Raw genomic sequence first — 12,789 nt, forward strand, 5'->3', positions numbered from 1 at the left:
CAGGTCGTTCGGTGCCCTGGTGGTGCTGCCTGAACAATGCGGGCATGAGGCAATTGGCCGGCCCGCACGCGGCGGGGGCCTGACATTGGCGCGTGAGATCTCGCGCCAGGCGTTTTTGCGTGGTGCCGCCGGTGCGTTGGCCGCCGGTGCGGTGTTTGGTTCGGTCCGCGCCGCCGCCGAGCCGAATCCCTCCGGCTGGGAGGGGCTTTCTTCAGCCCTCGGCGGGAAGGTTCTACGACCCGACGATGGACCCCAGTTCGCAACGGCCAAACAGGTTTTCAACACGAACTACAACGATTTCACGCCCGCGGCGGTCGTGACCCCGACATCGGCGGCAGACGTGCAGAAGGCGATGGCCTTCGCGACCGCCCACAACCTCAAGGTCGCCCCGCGCAGTGGCGGACACTCCTACATCGGCGCGTCCACCGCCAACGGTGCCATGGTCCTCGACCTGCGACAGCTTCCCGGCGACATCAACTACGACGCCGCCACCGGGCAGGTCACCGTGACACCGTCGACCAGTCTGTATGAGATGCACCAGGTGTTGGCCGGGGCGGGGCGAGGCATCCCGACGGGCACCTGCCCCAGCGTCGGCGCCGCCGGGCACGCGTTGGGCGGAGGCCTGGGCGCTCATTCCCGGCACGCGGGCCTGCTTTGCGACGCGTTGACCTCGGCGGCGGTGGTGCTGCCCAGCGGCCAGGCGGTCACCGCGTCCGCCGCGAGCAACCCGGATCTGTTCTGGGCCTTGCGCGGCGGCGGTGGCGGCAACTTCGGCGTCACGACCTCGCTGACCTTTGCCACATTCGCCACCAAAGACCTCGACGTGGTGAACCTCGACTTCCCGCCCGAGTCCTTCGCGCAGGTTCTGCTGGGTTGGCAACAATGGCTGCGCACCGCCGATCGAAACAACTGGGCCCTGGCGGACGCCACCGTCGACCCGATGGGCACGCATTGCCGGATTCTTGCCACCTGTCCGGTGGGGTCAGGTGGCAGCGTGGCTTCGGCCATCACCTCCGCCGTCGGGGTGCAACCGATCGGTACCGACCACCACACATTCAACTACTTGGATCTGGTGCGGTACTTGGCCGTCGGGAACCTCAACCCCGCACCGCTTGGCTACGTTGGCGGGTCCGACGTGCTGCCCACCGTCAACGCGGGTGCGGCAAAAGGGATCGCCTCGGCGATCGACGCCTTCCCGCGCGGTGCGGGCCGCGCGTTGGCGATCATGCACGCACTCGACGGTGCCCTGGCCACTGTGGCGCCGGGGGCCACGGCCTTTCCGTGGCGCCGGCAGTCCGCGCTGGTGCAGTGGTATGTCGAAACCCCGGGCTCCCCGGCCGCGGCGAGCGGCTGGCTCAACACGGCACACCAAGCCGTGCAACCGTATTCGGCTGGTGGCTACGTGAACTATCTGGAGGCAAACCAGCCGGCGTCGCGCTACTTCGGTCCGAACCTGTCCCGGCTGAGCGCCGTTCGGCAGAAGTACGATCCCGGCCGGGTGATGTTCTCCGGACTGAATCTCTAGCGGCCAAGTGGCCGGCAATCCCGGGCTGCCCGATGGCTAGGGGCCTAGCGACGTCGCGAGCAGTTCCGGCACATACTGCACCAGGCTCGGGACGAGGCCGCCGACCGGTGGGCCGGTGATGGTGAGTGAATTCAGCAGGGGTAGCACCGGTGTCGTCGCCGTCAGGGAGAGTGGCTGTAGGGGACTGAGCAGGCCGGAGAACGGAATGTCAGCGGCCACGGACAGCCCGGGAAGCGACAGCTGCATCGATAGCGTCTGGCTGCCGTTGAGGAATCCGTTGGCGATATTGGCGGGGGTGTCGGCGAGCGTGCTGATTGCACCCATCGTGTCGCCGGCCTGTAGCGCACCGAAAATTGCTGTGCCGCTTGCTCCGGCGGCCAGGCCCGCATTGACGGGGGCGCCCAAAGCGTTGAGGGCCAGAAGCTGCGGTAGTCCGAGCCCGACCCCGAGCGATATGCCCGACGGAGTCAGCGACGTCAACGACAGCGAGACCGGGCTGCTGAACGCTTGATACAGGGTGGCGGAGCCCTGTGCGAGGTTTGCCGGTATCGCCAGCAGCGGCAGCACGTTGCCGCTGGCCAGTGAGGTGGAAATCAGCTGCGGATACCCGGTGACGGCGTGTGTCAGGATGGGCACCGTTTGGTTGGTCCAGGTGTCTGCAATGGTCTGCAGATTGGCGGTGGTGTTGGCGACCAGGCTCGGGAAACCGCCGGTTGTGACGGTGGCGGTAGCTGCGGTCTCGGCGCTGAGGTAGGCACCACCGCTTGCGGTCAATAGATCGATCAGCTGCTCGTGAAAAGCCTGCGCCTGGGCGCTGATCGCTTGGTAGTCGGAGCCGAAGGCACCGAACAACGCCGCGATCCCGGTCGATATCTCATCTTCGGCCGCGGCCGCTAATGCTGTTGTGGGGGCGGCAGCGGTCGCGCTTGCCTCTCCCAACGTGGAACGAATAGCCGCCAAGTCTTGGGCCGCCGTCGTCATCAGCTCCGGTGTCGCGAGTACAAAGGACATTTCCTTCTCCCATCGACGCATTACCGTGGGTGCCCGACGATAAGGGCGAAAATGAGCGTAACGGCACCTCAGCTCGCCGGGTGGGAAAACTGATTTTTGACTGATTGGGCAATTTGGTCCCGCGCGTTTTCCGGCAACGCCGTTCAATCACCATTCATTTGGGAGTGGCTCTGACAGCATGCCGGGTACGGGCAATGTTGAAGGCCCGAACCGTGGGGTTAGCCGCGTTGTGGGAGAAGGGACTTGAGCCCAGTGCCGGCTGGGGCGCCACCGATCGACTGCCGATACGGCCTGCCCGGCTACTACGCTCGAGTCCAGGCATTCTCGCCGACCCACTTGGAGGCTCCGATGACCGAGATCGATCCCACTCCACTCACCAAACGCCGCCTGGCCGTTGATGGCAAGCAAATGGCGTACCACGAAAGCGGTGAGGGCCGTACGGTTGTGTTCCTGCACGGCAATCCGACCTCATCGTATTTGTGGCGCAACATCATTCCGCATGTGTCCGATCGCGCGCGCTGTATCGCTCCCGATCTCATCGGGCAGGGTGACTCGGACAAGCTCGATGACACCGGACCGGGCAGTTACCGCTTCGTTGAGCATCGGCATTACCTCGACGGCCTTCTTGACCAGCTCGACCTCGGCGATGATGTCGTTTTGGTGATCCACGACTGGGGCTCGGCCCTCGGATTCGACTGGGCCAATCGCCACCGCGAGCGGATCGGCGGCATCGCTTTCATGGAGGCCATTGTGCGGCCGGTGACTTGGGCGGAGTGGCCCGAGTCCGCAGCGGGAATCTTTCGGGGGTTCCGCTCGGATGCGGGTGAACAGATGGTCATTGACAAGAACCTGTTTGTGGAGGCGGTCCTGCCCGGTTCCATCCTGCGCGGTCTCACCCCCGCCGAACACGACGAGTACCGGCGCCCGTTCGTCGAGCCGCGACACCGCCGGCCGACGCTGAGCTGGCCGCGTGAGATACCAATCGAGGGTGAGCCTGCCGACGTGCATCAGATCGCTTCCGACTACGCCCAGTGGCTGCCCACCGCGGATTTCCCAAAGCTGTTTATCAACGCCGAGCCCGGTGCCATTCTCACCGGACCGCAACGCGAGTTCTGCCGAAGTTGGACCAACCTGACCGAGGTGACGGTGCCCGGTAGCCACTTCATCCAAGAGGACAGCCCGCATGAGATCGGCCAGGCGATCGCTGACTGGCTGTCGAGTCTCGGCTGAACGCGCAACATGTCGCGATGTCTCGTTTCCAGAGATTCGGGAGTGATCGCTTTCTGTCTCAGCCCCCGTGGGCGGTGTCGTTTCTTCGGCGGTCTTGAATTGGCCTGAATAGCCCCTCCACGTGACCTCGACTTAGACTCACCCGGATGGGATCGGATCAACTGCTGGTCGTACTTGATCAGCTCGGGGTTGCGTCCAGCCAATGGCAGAGCCTTGGCGCCCGACTCGCTACCGGGGCAACACCGCCGGCACCGGGCCAGCCATTCCAAGCCACTACGGCGACGGTGAAGGGCATCAACGCAGCAATCGCCGGCGCTGCGGCGGCCTTGGCCACCCGAACTCAGGCTACGGCTACCGGGGTGACCGCTGCGGCCGCAAGTTACGCCAACCAAGAGGCGACCGCAGCGGGCGAGATGGCCGCCGTGACGCAGGTGAGGGTGGTGTAGATGCCGGCCACCCTGTCGCAAATCCGGGCGTGGAGCACCGAGCACCTCATCGATGCGGCCGGCTACTGGACCAAGACCGCCGATCAGTGGGAAAACGCGTTCTTCCAGATGCGAAACCAGTCCTATGCCCTGGGCTGGAGCGGCGCTGGCGGGGACGCGCTACGGGAACGGACCAGCGCCGACCTGCCGATTGTCGGCGCAAAAGCCGACATGCTGCGTCAGGCGGCCGGGATCGCGCGCAATGGTGCCAGCGACATCAGCGCAGCCCAAAGGCGAGTTCTCTATGCTGTCGAGGACGCCCACAACGCGGGATTCACTGTCGGAGAAGGCTTATCGGTCACCGACACCCGCGCTAGCGCTACGGCCGCCGAGCAGGCCGCTCGACAGGCTCAGGCGCAAGCATTCGCCGGTGACATCCGCTTGCGCGCCGAACAGCTCGACGGGGCCGAGGTCAAGGTTGCAGGCCAACTTGCCGCCACCACCGCCGGTCTCAGTAGCGTCACCTTTGCGCAGAACGGCGGCGGGGTTCAGTTGGTCGACTTCACACGAGACGACGCCACCGACCCACCCCCATTTGCACCATGGGACACCCCCGATGGAACACATGGAGCACCGCCTGGTGCTGGCCTGAGCCCTAAGTTGCAGCAGATGCTCCTCGGCGATGATCAAGCCAACCTGACCGGCCAGGGTCTTGTGGACAATCTGCAACGGCTCGTGCAGTCGCTGCCCGAAAACGACCCCAAGACCGCGTGGTTGCGCGGACAGGTGGCGGATCTACAGGCGCACGTCAACGACATCGACTACGCCCGCACCCACTGCAGCACCAGTGACTGGATCGGACGGACCACACAGTTCGCCACAGGTGTGATAACCACCGGCATCGGCGGGCTCACAGCAGAGACCGGGGCGGGAGTCGCCGTCGCTGTGGCCGGCGGTCTCAACACCCTCGTGGCGGGCGGGGGTCTGCTGCAATGCCTCACGGGAAGCAAATAATGGACGTACTAGCGAACGCAATCCTGACTGGCGCGTTTGGTCTGGCGCTGTGGGGTGCCTGGCGCCCGCACTACCGTGCAGCCTCCTACCTCGTGGCCGGCGCCGTCGTTGTAGCGCTGATCGCGGTGCTGGTGGCCGCCGGCCAGACCAACTTGGTCATCGTCTCGGTGGTGCTGTCGTTGCTGCTGTTCGGTCCGGCGGTGGTTTTCAACCACCGCAGATCGCAGCGTAGTCGAGGTTTCTCCAAAGACCGCAAGGCGTAGCGATCGTCGGCTGCTGACCATCTTCGGTGAACGTAACGACCCCTTGGGCTTTCAGCGACGATGGGCCGCGCTGTTTCCCGACACGGCACAACGGGGCCCTCGCGGGCGGCAAACCGGACGCGGCTACCGACGGCCTTCTGATGCGCGGTGTCCATCAAGGAATGCCGCGACCAGGGCACCGAAGTCTAGTTGCGATGCCAGTGCTTCGGCCCCGGTGCGCGACCACAGGCCGGCGGCCATCAGCGGTCCAAGCAGCATCACCAGCTTTTGGTAGGGGTCACCGGGTGCCAGTTGGCCTTGGGTCTGGTGCGTTGCGATCACCTGCGCCGCGTTGTGCAGGTTGGGCATCAGCGCCGCCATGGCCGTACCGAGTTCGGGATTGCGGGGCACCTCGACCGCCAGAGTCACCACCGCGCCCCCATACTTCTGGACGGTCTCGGCATAGGCGGTCACCAGTGCAAGGAGGTCGCCCCGGACATCATCGGTGGCCACCACTCGCGCGAATGGGGAGTTCGCCAAAGCGTGGGTGAGCGCGCTGTTGATCAGCGTGGCCTTGTTGCCGTAGCGGCGAAACAGCGTCACCTCGTTGACGCCGGCCCGGCGGGCGATCTCCTGGGTGGTGGTAGCCCGGTACCCGCACTCGGCGAAAACCGTCACCGTTATGTCGAATAGGCCATCGACGTCGATATATCTGGGCATTTGCCTCCGAACGTCCGGAATCAGAGCGTAGCCAAAGCGCTTAATGCAAGTGTACGCTTGCATTAAGCGGGCTCCGGTGGGACCAGATGGAGAGGTCGACGATGACTGACGCGCAGCAGCTGCCGCAGGACCACGACACGTACCCGACCCAAAGGTCGCGGCGCTCCATCCTGTGGCGCACCAAGGTCCGGTTGCAGTTCACCGGTTGGCTGCAATACCTGATCACCGCGGTCGTTGCGGGTGTGTTCCTCGCTGTCGCGGGGCTCGGATGGTTGATCGGGGTGTGGCAGCCGCTGCTGTTGTGGACGCCGTTGGGAATCGGCCTGCTCTTGCTGGTGATATCGATCCTCGATGTCATCACCGTGAAGTGGGGGCTACGGCCCGCCGAGTCGTTACCGCGGCGCAGCGATCATCCGAATGCCTTCGACATGATGCGCGCACGACGCTCGTGCCACTCCTTCCAAAAACGTGACCTCACTGAGCGTGATCGGAGCGAGCTGATGCGAGTGGCAGCGGCGTGCACTGATCGCGACCGGCTGATCGGCACCAGCCCAATCCGTTTCGAGTACATTCGGGCCACGCGGCTGGCCTGGACGGTCGAGGGAGCCCACGAGTTTCTGGTGGCCATAGCACCGCGAAACTACGACCGGCTAGCGCTGCTCGACGTCGGCCGCAGTCTGCAGAAGGTGGTGCTGCACGCCACCCGGACGGGGGTGGCCACCTGCTGGATCGGCCCGGGCGCCAACCAAACCCGGGTTGTCGAACACTTGGGTGATCGATTCGACCCCAGCCAGGATCACGTGGTCTGTATCTGTGCCTTGGGTTACCGATCACGGTTCCTGCCCTTGTTCATTCGGCTGATAGAACGGATCCAGAACCGTCGCCTGCCGCTGGCGTCCTTGTTTTTCGCGGACCCGAACCTGCGCGTGCCGCTGGCCGTCGACACCGCGCCGTTCGCCGCATTTGGCCGCTGCTACGAGGCCTGCCAATGGTCGCCATCGTCCTACAACGCCCAGACCACCCGATGTGTTGCGGTGACCGAATCCCGCAATGGCTCAACGCGAGTCGCGCGGCTCGACTTTTTCGCCACCACGACATCGCGCTTCTATGCACCCGTTGCGGTGGGCATCTGGTGCGCCAATTGGGAAACCGGCTGTGCGGCGCTGGGCATCCCGGGCCACTTTGCGGTACTGCCAGCGGATGCCCCGGGCATCCGGGGCTACCCGGACGTGCCGCACTATGACGTGAGCTGGATCGCTGATCCCAAGAGCTGAACAGCATCTCGGGCGGGCCGAGGGCGCCGGGCCGCAACAAAATCGGTTGACCGTCTGCTGGCCGGGTGTGATCCTGGTCCGTTGACCATTGCCCGACCAGTATCCAACCCGGTACCCGACCAGCAGACAGCCATGACCCTGACCAACGATGAACTGACCGACCTGACCACCGGCCTAACCGGCGGTGATGAGGCGCGCCGCCAGCCCATCACGGACGTCAACGCGTGGCTGGACGGGCTGGAGTACGGCGTCCGGCCCGCGCTGCGCGCACTCGGCGAGTTGCTGATCGGCGTCGCCGAGCGCGAAGGTTGCGAGAACGCCGATCGCTTCATCGCACGCTGTCTGGGCGTGCCGGATTCCGGGCACCTTCTGGACGAAGAACGCGATCTCAATCCCGTTTCCCGGTTGACCACCGCGCTGGCGCTGGCCGAATGGATCGAGCAACACGCGGACGCCTGCGAAGTCGGCCCGGGCGAGCACGCCTACCCGCCGAAGTGGACCCAGACCGAGATCGGTGGCCGCCGCTACCGCCACCCACTGTGCTTGTGCGTGCACTTTCCGGCCGGGACGCTGCTGGCTGAGACGGGTTGCGTCATCCACATCGAGGCGCGCGAGACGGTCATGCATTCCGCCGAGGTCAGCGCGTACGTAACGCCGGACAACCAGGCCCATGCCCGAGCCGTGCTGGATCGGCTCGCCGAACGGGCCAACGAACTCAACCCATACCGGGGCGAAGCGGTGCGCGCGACCAACAACCACGGCCTGAACTTCAGTGTGATCGACCTGCCATCGACGGCGACCCGCGACACCGTCATCGTCCCCGACGCGGTGTGGACCGAGGTAGATCTCGGTGTCGCCTCGGTGCGCGACCGCCACGAGCTGCTCAACGCGCACGGCCTGGGAGCACGGCGCGGTGTGCTGTTGTGCGGCCCGCCCGGCACCGGCAAGTCGGCGGTCAGCGCGGTGGTGGCGGCCGAGGTGGTCGGTGAATTCACCGTCATCTACGTCGAGGCCAAAGCGGGGGCGGACCTGCTGACCGCCGTTGTGGAAGAGGCCCAGCGCCTCGGCGGTCCGGTGCTCATCGTGTTGGAAGACGTCGACCTGTGGTGCCGGGACCGCCGGGCCGGTGATGGCGGCCTCTCGGAGCTGTTGGCGGCAATGGACATTCGGCCCGAGGCCCGCATCCTGACCCTGGCCTCCACCAACGACGCCGAGACCCTGGACAAGGCGGCGGTGCGCACCGGGCGGTTCGACTCCATCGTCGAGGTCGGCTACCCCAACCGCGCCGACGCCGCCCGCATTCTGGCGGCGTTGATCCGCGACATTCCCGGGGGAGCGGCCGTCGACACGGCGGCGGTAGTGGCCGCACTCCCCGAGCGGACCAGCGGTAGCGATATCCGCGAAGTCGTCCGCCGCGCCGTGCTGGCCGGCGATCGCGGCTCCGTGAGCACGGCAGCGCTGCTGGCTGAACTGGGCAGCGGGCGCTACCGGGCGACGGTGCCGCACGGGATGTACCTGTAGAGCCGCGGGCGGGATTGGTGCCGGTTCGCCACCACCGCCTCGGCGAAAGCCATTGCTTCAGTGGACCTTAGCCCGGTCCGGCGCGCGAAGGGCGCGGCGGCGAGTTTCGCCGCGGCCGGTTGGCCTGCCGATGGACGCGCCCGGCGATGTAGTTTGACGAGGTGGCCTTCCAGCGCTCGGCAGCATCTGGTGACGTTCCCGCCGAATACGACGAGGACTCGATCACGGTCACCTCGCCCAAACGCGAAGCCGCGGGTGTGCGCGCGGTGCTGGTGTCGCTACAGCGTGGCCTGGAACAGATGGGCGCATTTCGTACCGCGGCCGCGCTGGCCCGCCTGAATCAGCGCAACGGCTTCGATTGCCCGGGCTGCGCGTGGCCCGAAGAGCCAGGTGGCCGCAAACTGGCCGAGTTCTGCGAGAACGGCGCCAAGGCCGTTGCCGAGGAGGCCACCAGACGCACCGTCACGCCGGAATTCTTCGCCCGGCATTCGGTCACGGAATTGTTGGCCAAGCCCGAATACTGGCTTTCCCAACAGGGCCGCCTTTCCCATCCGATGGTCCTGCGGCCCGGCGACGACCATTACCGGCCGATCGGCTGGGACGAGGCCTACCGGCTGATCGCCGAGCACCTCAAGGCGCTGGGAAGCCCGGATGAGGCGCTGTTCTATACGTCGGGGCGTACCAGCAACGAGGCCGCCTTCTGCTACCAGCTTCTGGTCCGCAGCTTCGGCACCAACAACCTGCCCGATTGCTCGAACATGTGCCATGAATCCTCGGGGTCGGCCCTGAGCGAATCAATCGGGATCGGAAAAGGATCGGTCACCGTCGAGGACGTCGAGCATGCCGACCTGATCATCATCGCCGGGCAAAACCCGGGCACCAACCACCCGCGCATGCTGACGGTGCTGGAGAAGGCAAAAGCCAACGGCGCAAAGATCATTGCCATCAATCCGCTACCCGAGGCCGGGTTGATCCGGTTCAAAGACCCGCAGAAGATGAACGGGGTGGTCGGGCACGGTGTGCCCATCGCCGACGAGTTCGTGCAGATCCGCATCGGCGGCGACATGGCGTTGTTCGCCGGGCTGGGCAGGCTGCTGCTGGAAGCCGAGGAACGCGCCCCGGGCACCGTCGTCGACCAGGCCTTCGTCGACCAGCATTGCGCCGGGTTCGATGAATATCGGCGTCGTACCTTGCAGATCGAGATGGACACCGTGCTGGCCGCGACGGGCGTTGGCGCGCCGCAGCTCGAGCGCATCGCGGCAATGGTGATGGCCTCGCAGCGCACGATCATTTGCTGGGCGATGGGCTTGACGCAGCACAGCCACGCGGTGGCCACCATCGGCGAGGCCACCAACCTGCTGTTTCTGCGCGGCATGATCGGCAAGCCAGGCGCGGGTGTGTGCCCGGTGCGCGGACATTCCAACGTGCAAGGCGACCGCACGATGGGCATCTGGGAGCAGATGCCCGAACAATTCCTGGCGGCGCTGGATCGCGAATTCGGCATCGACAGTCCGCGCAAACACGGCTACGACACCGTGGCCGCGATCCGGGCCATGCGCGACGGGCAGGCGGCGGTGTTCATGGCGATGGGTGGCAACTTCGCATCGGCCACTCCAGATACCGCCGTCACCGAAGCGGCCTTGCGCAGTTGCGCACTGACCGTGCAGATTTCGACGAAACTCAACCGCAGCCACCTGGTGCACGGCAGCACGGCGCTGATCCTGCCGACCCTGGGCCGCACCGACCGCGACCTTCGCGACGGCCGTAAGCAGGTGGTGTCGGTGGAGGATTCGATGTCGATGGTGCACCTGTCGCGCGGCAGCCTGCATCCGCCCAGCGACCAGGTGCGCAGCGAGGTTCAGATCGTCTGCCAGCTCGCACGCACCCTACTCGGAGCGCAGCATCCGGTTCCGTGGGAGCGATTCGCGAGCGACTACGACACCATCCGCGACGCCATCGCCTCCGTGGTGCCCGGATGTGCGGACTACAACCTCAGGGTGCGTCAGCCCGACGGCTTCCAGCTGCCCCATCCGCCGCGCGATGCCCGCGAATTTCCCACCAGCACCGGAAAAGCGAACTTCTCGGTCAGCCCACTGCAGTGGGTTCCGGTGCCACCGGGACGACTGATCCTGCAAACGCTGCGCAGCCACGACCAGTACAACACCACGGTGTACGGGCTCGATGATCGCTATCGCGGGGTGAAGGGTGGCCGGCGGGTGGTGTTCATGCATCCCTCCGACATCGAAGCGCTGGGACTGACGGCGGGGGAGCGTGTCGATTTGGTGTCGGAATACCACGATGCGGGCGGCAATCTGCAGGAGCGGCGGGCAAAAGACTTTCTGGTGATTGGCTATTCGACTCCGGTCGGCAACGCGGCGGCCTACTATCCGGAGACCAATCCACTAGTGCCGCTGGACCACACCGCGGAAAAGTCGAACACCCCGGTCTCGAAGGCGATCGTCGTGCGGGTGGAGCCGGCCTCGGGTGGCGACGACCGCCGGTAGTGCGGCTCGGCGCGGCTCAATGCCCGGCGTCGAACTCGATCGGCAACGTTGTCGGTCCGCTCAGCCCGGTCAGCGACTTCCATGGGGCAGCGCCGGTGCGCCGGGCTCCGGGCATGCGCTGGGTGATGATCCGGAGGGCTTCGGTGAGTTCGCGGCGGGCGAGATTGGCGCCCAGGCAGTAGTGCATACCGGCACCGAAGGTTTGGATGGGCCCCGCGATCGGGCGGCTGATGTCTAGCCGGTCGGGATCACGGTAGAGCGCCGGATCGCGGTTGGCGGCGCCGGTGTTGGCGATCACCAGCGTGCCGGTCGGGATCATCACGCCGGCCAATTCGACGTCGTCCAGCGCGATTCGCAATGTGCTGAAGGTGATCGGCGAGTGGCGCATCGTCTCTTCGGCGGCGTTGGCCGCCAGGTCGGGATGTTGGGCCAGCAGTACCCATTGGTCAGGGTGATCGCATAGGGCTTGCACCGAGGCGGCGAGCTGGTTTCGCGTGGTGTCGGTGCCGCCGATGAGCAGCCCCGCGACGAGCATCCGCAACTCGTCGGAGCTGAGGCAATCACCGTCGTCTTCGGCGCGGATCAGCGCGGAGATCAGGTCCTCGGTCAAGCTGCCGCGCCGCGCGGCCACCATGTCGTCGATGTAGGCGTCGAGCTCGTCCCAGGCCGCCAGGATGGCTGGCTGCTGGGCGGCGGCATCCCAGCTGAAGGCCTTGAGGATGTCGTCGGTCCAGCCGGAGAACAGTTTCCAGTCACCCGCCGGTGCTCCCAGCAGCGCGCAGATGATCGGGATCGGGTACCGGCGAGCGATATCGGCGACCACATCACAACGTCCACGATCGGCACAGCGGTCGACCAAATCGGTGATGACCTCGGTGATCGTGGTGTTCAACCGCCCGGTCGCGCGGGGGGTGAAGGCCTGCGACACCAGCCGGCGCAGCCGATGATGCGCGGGGCCGTCAAGACTGATCAGGTTGGCGGCAAGCCGATCCCACAGAGGTCCGGACGTGATGCCCTGGGCGGCAAGGAACATGCCCGGCGGCATCCGGAATCGAGGGTCGCGCAGCACGGTGTGCACCAAGTCGTAGGTCAAGAGTTCGGGCCCATGCGGGCCGAGGGCGATCGGCGACCGGCACCGCGCTTCGGCGAGGATCTGGTGGGCCTCATCGGGGCTCTGTGCGTTCTGGTAGTCAATGTTCGGCAGACCGGCGGCAAAGACATTCGGGGCGACCTGGCGGTCAACGGTGCTGGTCATGATCTCCTCCTCGGGCGCGTCTCGGGCTCAACGATGAGGCTGTGCGGACCGCCGACCATCGGCCACGA

At 66.0% G+C, this 12,789-nt stretch carries 11 protein-coding genes; 8 read left to right on the top strand and 3 right to left on the bottom strand.

The window, feature by feature from the left end; translation table 11 throughout:
* Positions 1 to 85 precede the first annotated feature (85 nt).
* Positions 86 to 1,525 carry an FAD-binding oxidoreductase gene (locus CCUG20998_RS00510; RefSeq protein ID WP_036457136.1) on the top strand — a complete coding sequence of 480 codons (1,440 nt, stop codon included), beginning with the start codon at positions 86 to 88 and terminating at the stop codon, positions 1,523 to 1,525.
* 36 nt (positions 1,526 to 1,561) lie between these two features.
* Here the strand turns inward: CCUG20998_RS00510 and CCUG20998_RS00515 are convergent, their stop codons facing one another.
* Entirely contained in the window at positions 1,562 to 2,536 is a 975-nt protein-coding gene (locus CCUG20998_RS00515; RefSeq protein ID WP_036456855.1) for a PE family protein, read from the bottom strand.
* A gap of 348 nt (positions 2,537 to 2,884) precedes the next feature.
* Here CCUG20998_RS00515 and CCUG20998_RS00520 point away from each other — a divergent pair, with 348 nt between their 5' ends.
* The 4 genes from CCUG20998_RS00520 to CCUG20998_RS00535 all read left to right on the top strand — a co-directional run bounded on the left by CCUG20998_RS00520 (position 2,885) and on the right by CCUG20998_RS00535 (position 5,468).
* Entirely contained in the window at positions 2,885 to 3,766 is an 882-nt protein-coding gene (locus CCUG20998_RS00520; RefSeq protein WP_036457138.1) for a haloalkane dehalogenase, read from the top strand.
* 146 nt (positions 3,767 to 3,912) lie between these two features.
* A complete protein-coding gene (locus tag CCUG20998_RS00525; protein WP_020731263.1) occupies positions 3,913 to 4,212 on the top strand; it encodes a hypothetical protein in 300 nt (99 codons plus the stop codon).
* A complete protein-coding gene (locus tag CCUG20998_RS00530) occupies positions 4,213 to 5,205 on the top strand; it encodes a hypothetical protein (RefSeq protein ID WP_020731264.1) in 993 nt (330 codons plus the stop codon).
* Positions 5,202 to 5,468 carry a hypothetical protein gene (locus CCUG20998_RS00535; protein ID WP_036451730.1) on the top strand — a complete coding sequence of 89 codons (267 nt, stop codon included), beginning with the start codon at positions 5,202 to 5,204 and terminating at the stop codon, positions 5,466 to 5,468. The genes CCUG20998_RS00530 and CCUG20998_RS00535 overlap by 4 nt, the downstream gene beginning before the upstream one ends.
* Before the next feature lie 123 nt (positions 5,469 to 5,591).
* Here CCUG20998_RS00535 and CCUG20998_RS00540 read toward each other — a convergent pair whose 3' ends face one another.
* Positions 5,592 to 6,167, bottom strand: a complete 576-nt coding sequence (locus tag CCUG20998_RS00540) for a TetR/AcrR family transcriptional regulator (protein ID WP_020727627.1) — start codon at positions 6,165 to 6,167, stop codon at positions 5,592 to 5,594.
* A gap of 101 nt (positions 6,168 to 6,268) precedes the next feature.
* Here CCUG20998_RS00540 and CCUG20998_RS00545 point away from each other — a divergent pair, with 101 nt between their 5' ends.
* The 3 genes from CCUG20998_RS00545 (at position 6,269) to CCUG20998_RS00555 (ending at position 11,466) form a co-directional block, all read left to right on the top strand.
* Positions 6,269 to 7,441 carry a nitroreductase family protein gene (locus CCUG20998_RS00545; protein ID WP_020727628.1) on the top strand — a complete coding sequence of 391 codons (1,173 nt, stop codon included), beginning with the start codon at positions 6,269 to 6,271 and terminating at the stop codon, positions 7,439 to 7,441.
* Between the two features lie 132 nt (positions 7,442 to 7,573).
* A complete protein-coding gene (locus tag CCUG20998_RS00550; RefSeq protein ID WP_051155134.1) occupies positions 7,574 to 8,962 on the top strand; it encodes an AAA family ATPase in 1,389 nt (462 codons plus the stop codon).
* 161 nt (positions 8,963 to 9,123) lie between these two features.
* Positions 9,124 to 11,466 (top strand): FdhF/YdeP family oxidoreductase, encoded by a 2,343-nt coding sequence (locus CCUG20998_RS00555; protein WP_012392123.1) that lies wholly within the window; start codon positions 9,124 to 9,126, stop codon positions 11,464 to 11,466.
* A 16-nt stretch (positions 11,467 to 11,482) separates the two neighbouring features.
* Here the strand turns inward: CCUG20998_RS00555 and CCUG20998_RS00560 are convergent, their stop codons facing one another.
* Positions 11,483 to 12,721: a cytochrome P450 gene (locus CCUG20998_RS00560; protein ID WP_020731266.1), complete on the bottom strand. Its 1,239-nt coding sequence runs from the start codon at positions 12,719 to 12,721 to the stop codon at positions 11,483 to 11,485.
* Between the last annotated feature and the right edge of the window lie 68 nt (positions 12,722 to 12,789).

It is taken from the genome of Mycobacterium marinum (genome assembly GCF_003391395.1).
GTDB classification, from domain to species: domain Bacteria; phylum Actinomycetota; class Actinomycetes; order Mycobacteriales; family Mycobacteriaceae; genus Mycobacterium; species Mycobacterium marinum.

Bases quoted from the DNA above. Each gene is read 5' to 3' on its own strand.
- CCUG20998_RS00515 (WP_036456855.1), bottom strand. From the start codon at position 2,536: ATGTCCTTTGTACTCGCGACACCGGAGCTGATGACGACGGCGGCCCAA.
- CCUG20998_RS00520 (WP_036457138.1), top strand. From the start codon at position 2,885: ATGACCGAGATCGATCCCACTCCACTCACCAAACGCCGCCTGGCCGTT.
- CCUG20998_RS00525 (WP_020731263.1), top strand. From the start codon at position 3,913: ATGGGATCGGATCAACTGCTGGTCGTACTTGATCAGCTCGGGGTTGCG.
- CCUG20998_RS00530 (WP_020731264.1), top strand. From the start codon at position 4,213: ATGCCGGCCACCCTGTCGCAAATCCGGGCGTGGAGCACCGAGCACCTC.
- CCUG20998_RS00540 (WP_020727627.1), bottom strand. From the start codon at position 6,167: ATGCCCAGATATATCGACGTCGATGGCCTATTCGACATAACGGTGACG.
- CCUG20998_RS00545 (WP_020727628.1), top strand. From the start codon at position 6,269: ATGACTGACGCGCAGCAGCTGCCGCAGGACCACGACACGTACCCGACC.
- CCUG20998_RS00550 (WP_051155134.1), top strand. From the start codon at position 7,574: ATGACCCTGACCAACGATGAACTGACCGACCTGACCACCGGCCTAACC.
- CCUG20998_RS00560 (WP_020731266.1), bottom strand. From the start codon at position 12,721: ATGACCAGCACCGTTGACCGCCAGGTCGCCCCGAATGTCTTTGCCGCC.